Below are 14998 nucleotides of genomic sequence, written 5' to 3'. Positions count from 1 at the left end.
CCCATTAAGTACGACTCTCGTACTTAAGTCAAGGGGTCGCGGGACCCTCACCCTCCCGGAGCGGCGCGCGGTGCGTACCGTGGCGAGCATGAGCCAAGACGGAGACATCTACGCCGGCGACCAGCTCTCGCGCGAGGACGCCCTCGCCGGGGCGGAGAACGACGTCGAGGACGAGCTGGACCGCGGCTACTCCCCGCCGGAGAAGCTGTCGGGCAACATGAAGCACGGCACGACCACCGCCGAGGTGCTCGAGGGCGAGTCCTTCGAGGAGCGCCTCGACCAGGAGGTGCCCGAGGCCGACCCGTACGACGCGGCCGCCTCCGAGGACGTCAACGACATCGACGACGGCGAGGTCGGCGACGAGCGCGCCGGCCGTCTGGTCGACCCCGACCAGGGTGGCGGCGCGGACCTCGACCAGGCCATGGTCGGGGACGACGCCGGGATCGACGGGGCCGGCGCCGGCGCCGAGGAGGCGGCGGTCCACGTCGTCCCCGAGGACGGCGAGCAGATCTAGTCCCGCCGGCCCTCGGAGTCTCCTAGGATCCGGCCATGGCCAAGAGCGACGACCTGACCGCCCGACTGACCCGAGTGCCGCGGTTCGCCGACCTCTCCAAGCGCGAGCTCGCGAAGGTGGCCGACGCCGGCCGCCTGGTGCACCTGCCCGCGCAGTGGTCGCTGATGGCGGAGACCACGCCGGCCGACAAGGCCTACGTCCTGCTCACCGGGACCGCCGAGGTGCGGCGCAAGGGGGCGGTCGTGGCCACCGTCGGCGCCGGCGACCTGATCGGGGAGATCGGCGTGCTGCAGAAGAAGCTGCGCACCGCGGCGGTGGTCTCCACCTCGGAGCTCGAGGTCGTGCACTTCACGAACGAGGACCTCTCCCGGCTCGCCGAGGAGATCCCGGCGTTCGGCAGGGCCCTCGAGGCCACCGCCGCCGCGCACGCGGACTGAGCCGCGCGCTGCCGAGATGACGCTCGCGGCGCCCCGAGATGACGCTCGCGGCACCCCGAGATGACGCTCGCGGCGCACTGTTGCGCCCTGAGTCAAGGCACCGGGGTCACTCCCACTCGATCGTCCCCGGCGGCTTGCTGGTGATGTCCAGCGCCACCCGGTTGACCTCGTCGACCTCGTTGGTGATCCGCGTCGAGATCTTCTCCAGCACCTCGTAGGGCAGTCGCGCCCAGTCGGCGGTCATCGCGTCCTCGCTGGTGACCGGCCGCAGCACGATCGGGTGGCCGTACGTCCGCCCGTCGCCCTGGACGCCGACCGAGCGGACGTCGCCCAGCAGGACGACCGGGAACTGCCAGATGTCGCGGTCGAGGCCGGCGGCGGTGAGCTCCTCGCGGGCGATGGCGTCGGCCGCGCGCAGGATGTCCAGGCGCTCCTTGGTGACCTCGCCGACGATCCGGATGCCGAGCCCGGGGCCGGGGAACGGGTGGCGCCAGACCAGGTCGGCCGGCAGGCCGAGCTGCTCGCCGACCAGGCGCACCTCGTCCTTGAACAGCGTGCGCAGCGGCTCGACGAGCTCGAAGCGCAGGTCGTCGGGCAGGCCGCCGACGTTGTGGTGGCTCTTGATCGTCGAGGTGCCCGCTCCCCCGCCGGACTCCACGACGTCGGGGTAGAGCGTGCCCTGGACCAGGAAGGCCACGGTGTCGGCGTCCTCGCCGGTCACGGCGTCGCCGAGGACGTCGACCTCGGCGGCCTCGAAGACGCGGATGAACTCGCGGCCGATGATCTTGCGCTTCTCCTCGGGGTCGCTGACCCCGGCCAGCGCGCCGAGGAAGCGCTCCTCGGCGTCGACGACGACCAGGTCGGCGCCGGTGGCGGCGACGAAGTCGCGCTCGATCTGCTCGGTCTCGCCCTGCCGCATCAGGCCGTGGTCGACGTAGACGCAGGTCAGCCGGTCGCCGATGGCGCGCTGCACCAGCGCGGCCGCGACGGCCGAGTCGACGCCGCCGGAGAGCCCGCAGATGGCCTTGCCCCGGTCGCCGATCTGCTCCCGGATCGCCTCGACCTGCTCCTCGACGATGTTGACCATCGTCCAGGTCGGGCGGCAGCCGGCGATGTCGTGCAGGAAGTGCTCGAGGACGGCCTGGCCGTGCTCGGAGTGCATCACCTCGGGGTGCCACTGCACGCCGGCGATCTTGCGCTCGACGTCCTCGAAGGCGGCGACCGTGGCGCGGGGCGAGCGGGCGTTGACGGTGAAGCCCTCGGGGGCGATCGTCACCTCGTCTCCGTGCGACATCCAGGACACGAGCTGCTCGGGCACGCCCTGGAGCAGGGTGCCGGCCTCGAGCACCGAGACCTGCGTACGCCCGTACTCGCGCTGGCCGGTGCGCGAGACGGTCCCGCCGAGCGCGGCGGCCATCGCCATGAAGCCGTAGCAGATGCCGAAGACCGGGACCCGGCCGTCGACCAGCGCACCGTCGAGCTGCGGCGCGCCGGGCTCGTAGACCGAGGACGGTCCGCCGGAGAGGATGACCGCCTTCGGGTTGCGGGCCAGCATCTCCTCCACCGGCATCGTGTGGGGCACGATCTCGGAGTAGACCTTCGCCTCGCGCACGCGGCGGGCGATCAGCTGCGCGTACTGCGCCCCGTAGTCCACCACCAGCACCAGGTCGTGGTCGGTCGCGTGCGTCATCCGGGCCCTCTCGACGTGCGGGTCAGTGCGGTCCGACGGGGTCCGACGGAGCCGACATCGTATCGGCCGGAGACGCAGGCGGGCCCGGCCGGGGAGGGAGGTACGGCCGGGCCCTGCGCATCCCGGTGCCACGAGGGACCGGGGGCGTACCCGGGGCCGGTGGAGCCGGAGGGAGCGGTGTGACGCCCGGGTACGACCTCCTCAACGAGGCACACCCGCCGGGGTCACGCGGCGTCCGGGGTCTCCGCGCACGGGCATGATGGGGCTCCACCCAGCAGAGGAGGCCCCCGTGGCCACGAAGAAGAAGTCCGCGAAGTCCGCCAGGTCCGACAAGGCCGTGAAGCCGGGCAAGACCGTGAAGCCGGGCAAGGAGGTCAAGCAGCTCAAGGCCACCGTCGCGTCGCTGGAGGGCAGGCTCGAGCGCGCCCAGGCGAAGTCCGCCGCGCTCAAGGAGCAGGCCAGGGAGGCCCGCGCCGAGGCCGCGGCGGCGAGGAAGAAGAACGCCAAGCTGGAGAAGAAGCTCGCGAAGCGGTCCGCCGCTCCTGCGTCCGCTCCGCCGGCCGAGCCGGAGACCGCGCAGACCCCGGAGACGGCGGCGGCCGCTGAGGAGCCCACCGCCGCGTCCGCGGCGCGGCCCACGCCCGACGCGTCCTGGACCGTCGCCCGGCTGCGCGCCGAGGCGCGCGAGCGCGGCCTGACCGGGATGTCGAACAAGCCGAAGGCCGACCTGCTGGCCGCCCTGGGCTGACCAACCGGCCGTCCGGCCCGCGTGGCGACGCGCGTCAGTCGTCCGGCAGCGCCGCGAAGGCCTCCTTGGTGCCGCGGTACCAGTCGAGGGACTTCCTGGGACGCCGCCACCGACCCTTCATGGCGTCCCGCGCCTCCTGGTGCGTGGCGTCGCCGGCGCGCTCCGCCTCCTTCAGGTGCGCGTCCTGGGCGTTGATGACGTCGTCGGCGGTCTCCCCGTGGTGGGCCAGGTCGCAGGGGCCGCCCAGCTGGCGGCAGGTCATGGTCTTCATGGTCGGGTCCTCGCTCGTGAGTGGTGCTGACACGTCCTTGACGTCCGACGGCCGGGATTCGTGACGGGCTCAGCCGCGCTGGTGCTCGCCGTCGCGGCGCACCAGTCGCGCCAGGGCACCCGGGTCGGCACGGAAGGTGATCTGCTGCACCACGCCGTCGGTGACGGTGAAGTCGAAGAGCACCCGTGCCTCCCCACGGTGGAACCACGCGGCGCCGGGCCGGTCCCCGTGCTGGACCGGCAGCGCCGAGGCGGCGCTGCCGTCGAAGAACGCCGCCACCTCCTGCCGACCGCTGATCCGCTCCGGGGTCCCGGCCAGCACCGCGGCGCTGTCGGCGGCCACCTCCGCGTCCGGCGCGAGCAGTCGTACGAGCCCCGCGAGGTCGCCCTCCCGGGCGGCCGCCATGAACGCGTCCACGACCTCCCAGTCGGCCGGCCGCGCGCCGGGCTCGGACCCGCGGACCTTGGCCCGGGCGCGGGACGCCAGCTTGCGCGCCGCGGCCGGCGTGGTGTCCAGGACGGTGGCGATCGCCGGGAAGTCGACACCGAAGCTGTCGTGCAGCACGAACGCGACCCGCTCACCGGGGGACAGCCGGTCGAGCACCACCTGCAGCGCGGCACCCACGGTGTCGGCGAGCACCGCCTCGTCGGCGGGGTCGGGCGCCGTCCCCGGCGCCGCCAGGTCCTCCCGGGGCTCGGGCGTGCGGGCCCGGAGCCGGTCCAGGCACAGCCGGGTGGTCACCGTCGTGAGCCACGCCGGCAGGTTCTCGACGACGACGTCCGTGGCGTCCAGGCGCAGCCACGCCTGCTGCACGACGTCCTCGGCGCCGGCCCGGTCTCCGAGCACCCGCGCGGCGATCGCGCTCAGCCGCGGCCGCTCCCGCTCGAACGCGGCGGTGCGGTCGTCCACGGCTCCCCCTCCGTCAGGAGACCCCGACGATCGGAAGCCGCAGCGCCCCCGGCGCGTCGTGCGGCACGACCGGCGACCGGGGCGCGACCGGGTCGAGCCGGACGTACTCCTCGCCCAGCGCCGGCCGCGGGTCGGCCTCGCCCTTGTTGGGCCACAGCGACACGGCGCGCTCGGCCTGGGCGGTGATCGTCAGCGACGGGTTGACCCCGAGGTTCGCGGTCACCGCCGAGCCGTCGACCACGTGCAGGCCGGGGTGGCCGTACATCCGCTGGTACGGGTCGATCACGCCGGTCTCGGACGAGTCCCCGATCGTGCAGCCGCCGATGAAGTGCGCGGTCAGCGGGCGGTTGAACGGCTCGCCGATCGAGCCGCCGGCGACACCGCCCATCACCTTGGCCATCAGGCGCACCGCGGTGTTGCCGACCGGGATCCAGGTCGGGTTCGGCACGCCGTGGCCCTGCTTGGAGGTCATGTACCGCCTGCGGGTGCCCGGGACCCGCTTGGTGTAGGTCGTGATCGAGTTGTCCAGGCTCTGCATCACCAGGGCGATGACGGTCCGCTCCGACCAGTGCTGCAGGTCGTAGAGGTCGCGCAGGCTCGAGCGCTGGTGCCAGACCTCGTTCAGCCAGGTCCGCCACCGGGGCAGCGGCCCGTCGCCGTCGGTGAGCACGGTCTGCATCAGCGACATGAAGTTGCTGCCCGGGCCGTAGCGGCACGGCTCGACGTGGGTGTCGGCGTCGGGGTGGAAGCTGGAGGTGATCGCGATGCCCTGGCTGTAGTCGATCTCGGTGTCCGGCGCGATCGCGCCCAGGATCGACTCCGAGTTGGTGCGCGAGAGCTGGCCGAGCCGCGAGGAGATCCGCGGGAGGTGGCCCTCGTCGCGCATCCGGTGCAGCAGCCGCTGCGTGCCGAGCGCGGAGGCGGAGAAGACGACCTGCCCGGCGGTGAGGGTGCGGCGGGCGCCCCGGCTGGGCAGCTTCGCCTTGGTGTAGCGGACGTCGACGTCGTACCCGCCACCGTCGCGCGGGGCGACCCGGGTGACGGTCGTCAACGGCATCACCTTCGCGCCGTTCTGCTCGGCGAGGTAGAGGTAGTTCTTGACCAGGGTGTTCTTGGCGTTGTGGCGGCAGCCGCTCATGCACGACCCGCAGCCGATGCAGCTGTTGCGCGCAGGCCCGGCGCCACCGAAGTACGGGTCCGCCACCTCCTGGCCCTGCTCCTCGTCGGGCCCGGCGAAGAACACCCCGACCGGGGTGGGGTGGAAGGTCTCGGCCACGCCCATCTCGCTGGCGACCTTCTCCATCACGTCGTCGGCCGGGGTGCGCAGCGGGTTGTCGACCACGCCGAGCATCCGCTTGGCCTGGTCGTAGAACGGGGCGAGCTCGGCGCGCCAGTCGGTGATGTGGGACCACTGCGGGTCCTCGAAGAACGGCTGGAGCGGCTCGTAGAGCGTGTTGGCGTAGACCAGGGACCCGCCGCCGACCCCGGCGCCGGAGACGATCATGCAGTCGGCCAGCGCGTCGATGCGCTGGATGCCGTAGCAGCCGACCTCGGGACGGAAGAGGTACTTCTTGACGTCCCACGACGTCTCGGCGAAGTCGTCGTCCTCGAAGCGCGGGCCGGCCTCGAGCACGCCGACGCGGTAGCCCTTCTCGGTCAGCCGGAGCGCGGTGACCGAGCCCCCGAAGCCGGAGCCGACCACCAGCACGTCGTAGTCGAACGACTCACGCGTCCCGGCCCCCATGGCGGTCCTCCCGGTCATCTCAGGCCCGCCCCAGCTTCTTGAGCAGGCGCAGGTTCGCCGTCATCGCGCCGGCGTACGCCTGGTCGGACATGCCGAACTGGGGCGCGAAGCGGAGCAGCCGCTGGCTGGCGACCGCCTGGGTCTCGGTGAAGCGGTGCACGCCCTCGGCGCCCTGGCGACGGCCCATGCCGGACTGGCGCATGCCGCCCATCGGGGCGTCGATCGAGGCGAAGGTGGCCGCGAACGCCTCGTTGACGTTGACGGTCCCGCACCGGATCTCCGAGGCCAGCTGCCGGGCGCGGGCGCCGTCCTGGCTGTAGATCGCGGCGTTCAGGCCGTAGCCGCCGGCGTTGGCACGGGCCACCGCGTCGGCCTCGTCGTGGAAGCGGTAGAGGGCGATCACCGGGCCGAAGGTCTCGTCGCCGAAGCAGGTCATCTCGGGCGTGACGCCCTCGAGGATGGTCGGCTCGAACATGTACGGCCCGAGGTCGGGGCGGTGCCGCCCGCCGGTCAGGACGGTGGCGCCCTTGGCCACGGCGTCGTCGACGTGCGCGACCACGGTCGCGAGCTGGTCGGCCGAGATCAGCGAGCCCATGTCGTTGCCCCAGTCCATCGAGGCGCCCAGCGTCATCGCCTGGGTGCGGGCCACGAAGCGCTCCACGAACCGGTCGTAGACCTGGTCGGAGACGAACATCCGCTCCATCGCCACGCACAGCTGGCCGGCGTTGGAGAAGGACGCGCGCACCGCTCCCTCGGCGGCCTTCTCGAGGTCGGCGTCGCGCAGGACCAGCATCGGGTTCTTCCCGCCGAGCTCCAGCGAGCAGCCGATCAGCCGCTCCGCGCAGCGCCGGGCGACCGTACGGCCGGTGGCCGTCGAGCCGGTGAAGCAGACGTAGTCGGCGCGGTCGATGATCGCGGTGCCGACCTCGGACCCCTTGCCGGCGACGACCTGCCACAGGTCCCGGGGGAAGCCGGCCTGCTCGAGCAGCTCGAGCCCGAGGAGCGCGCTCAGCATGGTCTGGGCGTCCGGCTTCGAGACCACCGCGTTGCCGGCCATCAGCGCGGGGAGCCCGTCGCAGAGCGCCATCGTGAACGGGTAGTTCCAGGGCGAGATGATCCCGACGACGCCCTTGGGCACCTGGTTGACCTCGACCCGGGTCAGCACGGGAACGACGCCGCTGGCGCGGCGCGGGCGCAGGTGCCGGCGGGCGGTGCGGGCGTAGTACCGGGCGGTCAGCGCCACGTGCAGCGGCTCGTCGAACGCGTGCTTGCGGGCCTTGCCGGACTCACGGACGATCAGGTCCATGATCTCGTCCTGGCGGTCCAGGATGAGGTCGTGCAGGCGCATCATCGCCTCGGACCGCTGCTCGAGCGGGGTACGCGCCCACTGCTCCTGAGCCACCTTCGCGCGCCGGAACGCCTCGGCGACGTCCTCGTCGCCGGACTGCGGGACGTGCGCCAGCGGTGCGCCGTCCAGCGGCGAGTGGACCGCCGCCGTACGCCCGCTCGTGGCCAGCACGCGGCGCGTCAGCGCCTCGGTGTAGTCGGGCTCGAGCGCGTAGGACGCGGTCGGGTCGTGCTCCGGGTCGTGCGGGCCGTCGACGGCGGGGTCACCAGGAGTCGCGGCGGGGTTCTGACCGTTCATGTACCGAGAGTATGCCGAGCCCGGGGTCCTTATCTACCCTTCGGTAACACCGTGGTCCTGGACACGTCGACTTCTTTTGTCAACCGGTCCGCGACGAGCTGTCCGCGACCGTCGTCTCGAGGCGCCGCGAGCGTCATCTCGGCTGTCCGCGAGCGTCATCTCGGCGGGAGCCGGACCGCACCGACCAGCGTGGCCAGGCGCTCCGGGGAGAGGTCCTCCTCGACGACCCGTCGCACGGGCCCGCTGTCGGGGGCGTGCAGGATCCGGCGGGCCGGGGCCGGGGCGGCGACGAACCCGACGTGGTGCACCCGCCGCTCCGGGCGGGCGAACAGGTAGAGGTCGCCGACCTCCACCGCGTCGAGGTCGACCGGCTCGAGGGCGTCGCCCTGGTCGAAGGCGTCCCGGGGCACCCGCAGCCCGGCGGTCCGGGCCACCCGGTGGACCAGGCCGGAGCAGTCGATGCCGTCGGCGCTCAGCCCGCCCCAGAGGTAGGGCGTGTCGAGGTAGGTCGAGGCGGTCGCCACCAGCGCGGCGCCGTCGGCCCGCGCCGGGCTACCGCCCTCCGCGGGCCCCGGGGGCGCGTCGACCTCGTCGGCCTCACCGAGGTGGGCCGTGTGCACCCACCCGGGGTAACCGGCCGGGTCGAGGGACGACGGCTGCCAGGGCGCGACCACCCGGGCCCAGTCGTCCAGGGTCTCCAGGACGTCGACCGGCTCGTCGGGCAGCAGCTGGGTCACCTGCTCCCCCTCGGCGTCGGGGGTGCGGCGGACCGGGCAGAGGGTGCGGGCGACCAGCGGCATGCTCAGGATCCTGGCAGGGCCAGGCCCGTCACACCCAGACCGGGGGCGTCGGGAAGCACCAGCACCGGCCCCTGGTAGGCGGGCCCACCGACGTACGGCGACGCGGCCGCCCACCAGCCCGCGTCGAGGTCGGCGCCCCAGGTGGTGCCGACGGCCGCGACCAGCGACCCGGCGGCCCCGACGCCGAGGTGCGACTCCATCATCGAGCCGACCATCGTGCCGAGCCCGTGCCGGGCGGCCACCTCCAGCAGCTCGGCCGCCGGGGTCAGCCCGCCGCACTTGGCCAGCTTGACGTTCACGGCGTCGCAGGCACCGAGACGGACCAGCGAGACCAGGTCCTCGAGGTCGACCAGCGACTCGTCGGCCATCACCGGGGTGTCGACGTGGGCGCGCACGTGGGCCAGCCCGAGGTGGTCCCGGGCGGGCACGGGCTGCTCGACCAGGGTCACGCCGAGCCCGTCGTCCTCCAGCTCGCGCACGACGCGGACCGCGCTGCGGGCGTCCCAGCCCTGGTTGGCGTCGAGGCGGAGCTCGACCCCGTGCCCGACGGCCGCGCGGACGGCCCGGACCCGGGCCACGTCGGTGGCGGCGCTCGTGCCGACCTTGATCTTGAGCACGGCGAAGCCGTCGGCCACCCGGTCCCGGGCGGCGGCGGCCAGCGCCGCCGGCTCCCCCGCGGCCAGCGTCACGTCGGTCGGCACCCGCAGGTCGGGCGCGGGGGTCCCGGCGACGCCGAGGTGGGCCGCGAGGTGGACGGCCAGGGGCACACCGGCCCGCCGCGCCGCGAGGTCGTGCAGCGCGGTGTCGACCGCCATCTTCGCGCCGGCGTTGCCGACCGCGCATCCGGCCAGCCGTGGCCAGGCCTCCCTCGGGTCCGCCGGGCCACCGACGAGGGCGTCGCGGACCGGGCCCTCCACGCAGGCGGTGGTGCCGGCCAGGGAGTCGCCGGTGATCCGCCACGCCTGCGGCGCCTCGCCCCACCCGGTCACGCCGTCGTCGTCGGTCACCGTCACCACGACCGTGTCGACGGTGGTGGTGCGACGCACCGCGGTCACGAACGGGGTGTGCAGCGGCGCCGAGACGGCCACGGCGCGCACCTCCACGACACGGGCGCCGGTCACGAGACGCCGCTCACGAGGGAGCGGGGTCGCCGTGGTGCAGCGGACGGCCCGCCCGCTCGGTGAGCGCGGCCCAGGCCCGCGAGGCCACGTCGGCCACGAGCTGCTCGCCCTCGCGCTCCGAGGCGCCGTGGCGGGTCAGCACCACCAGCACGAAGGGCGGGTGGGCGTCGGGGCGGACCAGGGCGACGTCGTGGTTCACCCCGCCGATCCACCCGGTCTTGTTCGCGACCGTGACACCGGCCGGCAGGCCCGCCGGGATCCCGTCCCGGAAGACCTGGGCGAGCAGGTCGCGCTCGAGGGCGTGGGCCGAGACGGGGTCGAGCAGCCGGTGGTCGGCCGCACCCACGAGGACCAGGCCGAGGTCGCGGGCGGTGACGACGTTCTCGAGGCCGGCCCGGCGTCCGGGCCCGTCCTCGATGCCCCGCGCGACCACGGTGCGCTCGGAGCACCCGGCCTCCTCGAGCACCGCGGCGACCGCGGCGGCGCCGACCTGCTCGAGCACCAGGTTCGTGGCCAGGTTGCCCGAGTGGGCCAGCATCCGGTGCACCAGGTCGCGCAGCGGCACGGTGCCCCCGCGCTCCGCCCAGGTCCGGGGGTCCTGGTCGTAGTCGGCGTCCATCGTGAACCGCTCCCCCGCCACCACGGAGGCGAAGTCGTCGTGGACCGCCACCGCCCGGTCGAGGTCGAGGGTGCCCGCCGCATGGGCGCGCAGGGCCGCGACGGCGACCGGCAGCTTCATCGTGCTGGCTGCGAGGTGCGGCTCGCGGTCGTCGCGGGCCCACCAGGTGCCGCCGTCGAGGCCACCCAGCCACGCCGAGACGGTGCGGGAGGTCCCCGGCGTCCCCGCGCCCTCGTGCTCCATCAGCCGGCCAGGCGGGCGGCGAGGTCGGTCAGGTCGTGCACCCGGAGCACCGGGTCGTCGAGGTAGCCGGGGTACGGCGTCGTGCCGGACCGGTCCACCCAGGCACCCGACCAGCCGGCCTGCTGCGCGCCGTGCACGTCCCAGGGGTGGACCGCCACGAGCAGGTGGGCACCGGCCGGCTCCCCCGACCAGGCCACCGCGTGGGCGTACGCCGCCGCGGCCGGCTTCCAGACGCCGGCGTCGGCCACCGACAGCGTGGCTTCGACGAGGTCGGCGACCCCGGCGCGCTCCAGCAGCCCCTGCGCGACCGACGCCGCCCCGTTGCTGAGCGTCACCACCCGCAGGCCCTGCTCGCGCAGCGCCCGGAGGCCGTCGGGCACGTCGGGGTGCACCGACAGCGCGGAGAACGCGGCCAGGACGTGGTCGACCGCGGCCCCGCGCTGCAGGGTGAGGTCCGCGGGCAGCAGCACGTCGAGCACGTGGGCGCCGATCTCGGCGAAGCCGGCCTGCTGGCCGACGGCGGCCAGGGCCATGCCCTCGCGCAGCACCGCGGCGAACCAGGTGGCGGCGAGCTCCTCGTCGGCACCGACCTCGGCGAACCGGGCGCGCAGCGGGGTGAGGTCGGACAACGTCTCGTTGACGTCGAGCACGACCACCCGCGGCGCTCCGGCGTCGCCGCTCACGTGGCGACGACCTCCACGCGCTGGAACTCCTTGAGCTCGGTGTAGCCGGTGGTGGCCATCGACCGGCGCAGCGCGCCGACCAGGTTCATCGTGCCGTCGGCGACCCGGGAGGGACCGAACAGGATCTCCTCCAGCGTGCCGACCTGCTCGAACTCCACCCGCTGGCCACGGGGCAGCTCGTCGTGGTGCGCCTCGGCGCCCCAGTGGAACCCGCGACCCGGTGCGTCGGTGGCCCGGGCCAGCGGCGAACCGACCATCACGGCGTCGGCGCCGCAGGCGATCGCCTTGGCGACGTCGCCGGACATCCCGATCGACCCGTCGGCGATCACGTGCACGTAGCGGCCGCCGGACTCGTCGAGGTAGTCACGACGGGCGCCGGCCACGTCGGCGACCGCGGAGGCCATCGGGACGGCGAGCCCGAGGACCGTACGCGTGGTGTGCGCGGCGCCCCCGCCGAAGCCGACGAGCACGCCCGCGGCGCCGGTGCGCATCAGGTGCAGCGCCGCCTGGTGGGTGGCGCACCCGCCGACGACGACGGGCACGTCGAGCTCGTAGATGAACTCCTTGAGGTTCAGCGGCTCCGCCTGGCTGGAGACGTGCTCGGCGCTGACCGTGGTGCCACGGATGACGAACATGTCGACGCCGGCGTCGACCACGACCTTGGACAGCTCCTGGGTGCGCTGGGGCGACAGCGACCCGGCCACGGTGACCCCGGCGGCACGCACCTCGCGCAGCCGCTCGGTGATCAGCTCGGGCTGCACCGGCTCGGCGTAGATCGCCTGCATCCGGCGGGTCGCCTCGGTGCCGCGCAGCTGGGCGACCTCCTCGAGCAGCGGCTCGGGGTCCTCGTAGCGGGTCCAGAGACCCTCGAGGTTGAGCACGCCGAGGCCGCCGAGGCGACCCAGCGCGATCGCGGTCGCCGGCGACATCACGGAGTCCATCGGCGCCGCCAGCACGGGGATGTCGAAGCGGTAGGCGTCGATCTGCCAGTCGACGCTGACCTCCTCCGGGTCGCGGGTGCGCCGGGAGGGCACGATCGCGATGTCGTCGAAGGAGTAGGCGCGGCGGGCCCGCTTGGCGCGCCCGATCTCGATCTCGGTCACACGCTCCACCCTAGTGGCACGCCCCGAGGCTCAGCGACCGGTGTAGTTCGGCGCCTCCACCGTCATCTGCACGCCGTGCGGGTGGCTCTCCTGCAGGGAGGCCTGCGTGATCCGGACGAAGCGGCCCTTGTCCTGGAGCTCGGGCACGGTGCGGGCGCCGACGTAGAACATCGACTGGTTCAGCCCGCCGATCAGCTGGTGGGCCACCGCCGACAACGGGCCCCGGTAGGCGACCTGACCCTCGATGCCCTCGGGCACGATCTGGTCGTCGCTGGCCACCTCGGCCTGGAAGTAGCGGTCCTTGGAGTACGACTTCTTGTTGCGGCTCGACATCGCACCGAGCGAGCCCATCCCGCGGTAGGTCTTGTACTGCTTGCCGTTGACGAAGATCAGGTCGCCCGGCGACTCGTCGCAGCCGGCGAGCAGGGAGCCGACCATGACCGCGTCGGCCCCGGCGACCAGGGCCTTGGCGATCTCGCCGGAGTACTTCATCCCGCCGTCGGCGATCACCGGCACGCCGGCCGGCTTGCAGGCCAGCGAGGCGTCGTGCACCGCGGTGACCTGGGGCACGCCCACCCCGGTGACCACGCGGGTGGTGCAGATCGAGCCCGGGCCGACCCCGACCTTGACCGCGTCGGCCCCGGCGTCGACGAACGCCTGCGCCCCCTCGCGGGTGGCGACGTTGCCCCCGATCACCTGGACGTGGCGGGTGGCGGGGTCGCTCTTGAGCCGGGCCACCATGTCGAGCAGCAGGCGTACGTTGCCGTGCGCGGTGTCGGCGACCAGCACGTCGACCCCGGCCTCGACCAGGGTCGTGGCCCGCAGCCAGGCGTCGCCGAAGTAGCCGATCGCGGCACCCACCATCAGCCGGCCGTGCGCGTCGTTGGAGGCCATCGGGAACTGCTCGGACTTCACGAAGTCCTTGACGGTGATCAGGCCGGCCAGCCGGCCCTGGTCGTCGACCAGGGGCAGCCGCTCGCGCTTGTGCTTGCGCAGCAGCAGGGTCGCCTCGTCGCGGCTGATCCCGACCGGGCCGGTGATCAGCGGCATCGGGGTCATCACCTCGTCGACCTTGGTGGTGGCCCACTCCGCGACCGGGGTGAAGCGCAGGTCGCGGTTGGTGATGATGCCGAGCAGGCGCCGCTCGGGGTCGACCACGGGCATCCCGGAGACGCGGTACTCCCCACAGATCCGGTCGAGCTCCTCCAGCGTCTCGTCGGGGCCGATCACGACGGGGTTCGAGATGATCCCGGTCTGGGTCCGCTTGACGAGGTCGACCTGGTAGGCCTGGTCCACAATCGACAGGTTGCGGTGCAGCACCCCGAGACCGCCCTCGCGGGCCATCGCGATCGCCATCCGCGACTCGGTGACGGTGTCCATCGCCGCGCTCACCAGCGGCACCCGGAGCGAGATCTCGCGGGTCAGCCGCGAGGTCGTGTCGATCTCCGAGGGGGCCAGGTCGGAGTGACCGGGCAGCAGCAGGACGTCGTCGTAGGTCAGCCCGAGGGCCTCGAACTTCTCCGGGAGCTCCACCCGTCCATCGTAGACGCCTGGGAGGGACTCCCTCGCCGCCCGAGGTCAGCCGGCGAGGGGACGTACGTCACGCAGCGGGATGCGGACGGTCAGCTCGTCGCCGGCCATCCGGATCCGTCCCCGCATGCCCGCCGAGAGCACCATCGGCATCACGGCCTGGTTGTCGGCGCGGGTGCGCACCAGCAGCTCCTCGGCGCCGATCCGGCGGGCCAGCCGCGCCACGTCGCCGAGGAGCCGGGTGCCGATGCCGCGCCGCTGCCAGGACACGTCGACCTCGAGGTCGACCTCGCGGGTCCCGGGCGCGTCCAGGGAGACCGGCAGCAGGCGGGCCTCACCGACCACGACCTCGTCGGCCCGGGCCTGCACGGCGGTCTCCAGCGCGACGTAGGCGACGGTCGCCCCGGCGCCGATCCGCCGGCTCGCCCCGGTGCTGCGCTCGCGCCCCAGGACGTCGCTGACCAGGGCGGCCATCGCCAGCCCGCGCTCACGCTCGGTCGGGGTGAACGGGGCCGGTCGGCGCACCTGCACCCGGACCTCGCCCACGCGCAGCTCCATCACGTCGGCGGCGCCCTCGTCGACGTCGGCACCGGCGTCGAACAGACGCGCCACCACGTCCGGGAAGGAGGCCGGCTGCGCGATCACGGCGCGCGCGGCCTCGACGTAGCGCGTGGGCTGGTCGTCGAGCGCGGCCTCGCTGCACGGCAGTGCCAGCACGCGGTCACCGCCCGCCCCCACCACCAGCGCGGTGATCGCGGCCTCGTCGAGCCCGTCCGGCGCGTCGAGCACGAGCTCGTCGGTCACCGGTCCCACGTTCGGCCCGGGGAAGACCTGGATCCGCCGGATGTCGACCTCGGCCTCGCCGCAGGTGCGGGCGAGCGCGGCCAGGGTCCCGGGCCGGTCGGGGAGGTTGGTCCGTACGCGCCACAGCATGGGAGCGA

General features: G+C 73.8%; 15 protein-coding genes. 3 read left to right on the top strand and 12 right to left on the bottom strand.

What is annotated here, in order from left to right:
* Positions 1–88 precede the first annotated feature (88 nt).
* A complete protein-coding gene (locus tag ENKNEFLB_RS05705) occupies positions 89–514 on the top strand; it encodes a DUF5709 domain-containing protein (RefSeq protein ID WP_214058309.1) in 426 nt (141 codons plus the stop codon).
* A 35-nt stretch (positions 515–549) separates the two neighbouring features.
* Positions 550–951: a cyclic nucleotide-binding domain-containing protein gene (locus ENKNEFLB_RS05700; RefSeq protein ID WP_214058308.1), complete on the top strand. Its 402-nt coding sequence runs from the start codon at positions 550–552 to the stop codon at positions 949–951.
* 106 nt (positions 952–1057) lie between these two features.
* Here the strand turns inward: ENKNEFLB_RS05700 and guaA are convergent, their stop codons facing one another.
* Positions 1058–2641 carry a glutamine-hydrolyzing GMP synthase gene (guaA, locus tag ENKNEFLB_RS05695; protein WP_214058307.1) on the bottom strand — a complete coding sequence of 528 codons (1584 nt, stop codon included), beginning with the start codon at positions 2639–2641 and terminating at the stop codon, positions 1058–1060.
* A gap of 289 nt (positions 2642–2930) precedes the next feature.
* Between guaA and ENKNEFLB_RS05690 the strand changes: the two genes are divergently transcribed.
* Positions 2931–3389, top strand: a complete 459-nt coding sequence (locus ENKNEFLB_RS05690; RefSeq protein WP_214058306.1) for a hypothetical protein — start codon at positions 2931–2933, stop codon at positions 3387–3389.
* Positions 3390–3423: 34 nt separating this feature from the next.
* Here the strand turns inward: ENKNEFLB_RS05690 and ENKNEFLB_RS05685 are convergent, their stop codons facing one another.
* The 11 genes from ENKNEFLB_RS05685 to ENKNEFLB_RS05635 form a co-directional block, all read right to left on the bottom strand.
* On the bottom strand, positions 3424–3660 hold the full coding sequence (locus ENKNEFLB_RS05685) for a hypothetical protein (RefSeq protein WP_214058305.1): 237 nt from the start codon (positions 3658–3660) through the stop codon (positions 3424–3426).
* A gap of 69 nt (positions 3661–3729) precedes the next feature.
* Positions 3730–4569: a sigma-70 family RNA polymerase sigma factor gene (locus ENKNEFLB_RS05680; protein WP_214058304.1), complete on the bottom strand. Its 840-nt coding sequence runs from the start codon at positions 4567–4569 to the stop codon at positions 3730–3732.
* Between the two features lie 13 nt (positions 4570–4582).
* Positions 4583–6313 carry a GMC oxidoreductase gene (locus tag ENKNEFLB_RS05675; RefSeq protein ID WP_214058303.1) on the bottom strand — a complete coding sequence of 577 codons (1731 nt, stop codon included), beginning with the start codon at positions 6311–6313 and terminating at the stop codon, positions 4583–4585.
* Between the two features lie 19 nt (positions 6314–6332).
* The gene (locus ENKNEFLB_RS05670; RefSeq protein ID WP_214058302.1) at positions 6333–7958 is read right to left on the bottom strand and encodes a succinic semialdehyde dehydrogenase; all 1626 of its coding nucleotides are present in this window, start codon (positions 7956–7958) and stop codon (positions 6333–6335) included.
* A 155-nt stretch (positions 7959–8113) separates the two neighbouring features.
* Complete coding sequence (locus tag ENKNEFLB_RS05665) at positions 8114–8758, bottom strand: C40 family peptidase (protein ID WP_214058301.1); 645 nt, start codon at positions 8756–8758, stop codon at positions 8114–8116.
* A 2-nt stretch (positions 8759–8760) separates the two neighbouring features.
* A complete protein-coding gene (locus ENKNEFLB_RS05660; RefSeq protein ID WP_214058300.1) occupies positions 8761–9879 on the bottom strand; it encodes an enolase C-terminal domain-like protein in 1119 nt (372 codons plus the stop codon).
* 10 nt (positions 9880–9889) lie between these two features.
* The gene (locus tag ENKNEFLB_RS05655; protein ID WP_214058299.1) at positions 9890–10741 is read right to left on the bottom strand and encodes a serine hydrolase; all 852 of its coding nucleotides are present in this window, start codon (positions 10739–10741) and stop codon (positions 9890–9892) included.
* Positions 10741–11424: a haloacid dehalogenase type II gene (locus tag ENKNEFLB_RS05650; RefSeq protein WP_214058298.1), complete on the bottom strand. Its 684-nt coding sequence runs from the start codon at positions 11422–11424 to the stop codon at positions 10741–10743. The genes ENKNEFLB_RS05655 and ENKNEFLB_RS05650 overlap by 1 nt, the downstream gene beginning before the upstream one ends.
* Positions 11421–12527, bottom strand: a complete 1107-nt coding sequence (locus ENKNEFLB_RS05645; protein ID WP_214058297.1) for a GuaB3 family IMP dehydrogenase-related protein — start codon at positions 12525–12527, stop codon at positions 11421–11423. Before ENKNEFLB_RS05645 ends, ENKNEFLB_RS05650 begins: the two co-directional genes overlap by 4 nt.
* A gap of 30 nt (positions 12528–12557) precedes the next feature.
* Complete coding sequence (gene guaB / locus ENKNEFLB_RS05640) at positions 12558–14060, bottom strand: IMP dehydrogenase (RefSeq protein ID WP_214058296.1); 1503 nt, start codon at positions 14058–14060, stop codon at positions 12558–12560.
* 45 nt (positions 14061–14105) lie between these two features.
* Positions 14106–14990, bottom strand: coding sequence for a GNAT family N-acetyltransferase (locus tag ENKNEFLB_RS05635; RefSeq protein ID WP_214058295.1), 885 nt, complete (start codon positions 14988–14990; stop codon positions 14106–14108).
* Between the last annotated feature and the right edge of the window lie 8 nt (positions 14991–14998).

Origin of the sequence: Nocardioides aquaticus, assembly GCF_018459925.1 — a bacterium.
GTDB lineage: Bacteria > Actinomycetota > Actinomycetes > Propionibacteriales > Nocardioidaceae > Nocardioides > Nocardioides aquaticus.
The sequence above is the reverse complement of the archived record's forward strand: the minus strand, read 5'-3'. Positions and strand labels throughout refer to the sequence as shown.

What these genes read in the sequence shown, in the direction of transcription:
- ENKNEFLB_RS05705 (WP_214058309.1), top strand. Translation starts at nt 89, where the DNA reads ATGAGCCAAGACGGAGACATCTACGCCGGCGACCAGCTCTCGCGCGAG.
- guaA (WP_214058307.1), bottom strand. Translation starts at nt 2,641, where the DNA reads ATGACGCACGCGACCGACCACGACCTGGTGCTGGTGGTGGACTACGGG.
- ENKNEFLB_RS05685 (WP_214058305.1), bottom strand. Translation starts at nt 3,660, where the DNA reads ATGAAGACCATGACCTGCCGCCAGCTGGGCGGCCCCTGCGACCTGGCC.
- ENKNEFLB_RS05665 (WP_214058301.1), bottom strand. Translation starts at nt 8,758, where the DNA reads ATGCCGCTGGTCGCCCGCACCCTCTGCCCGGTCCGCCGCACCCCCGAC.
- ENKNEFLB_RS05675 (WP_214058303.1), bottom strand. Translation starts at nt 6,313, where the DNA reads ATGGGGGCCGGGACGCGTGAGTCGTTCGACTACGACGTGCTGGTGGTC.
- ENKNEFLB_RS05700 (WP_214058308.1), top strand. Translation starts at nt 550, where the DNA reads ATGGCCAAGAGCGACGACCTGACCGCCCGACTGACCCGAGTGCCGCGG.
- ENKNEFLB_RS05635 (WP_214058295.1), bottom strand. Translation starts at nt 14,990, where the DNA reads ATGCTGTGGCGCGTACGGACCAACCTCCCCGACCGGCCCGGGACCCTG.
- ENKNEFLB_RS05670 (WP_214058302.1), bottom strand. Translation starts at nt 7,958, where the DNA reads ATGAACGGTCAGAACCCCGCCGCGACTCCTGGTGACCCCGCCGTCGAC.
- ENKNEFLB_RS05655 (WP_214058299.1), bottom strand. Translation starts at nt 10,741, where the DNA reads ATGGAGCACGAGGGCGCGGGGACGCCGGGGACCTCCCGCACCGTCTCG.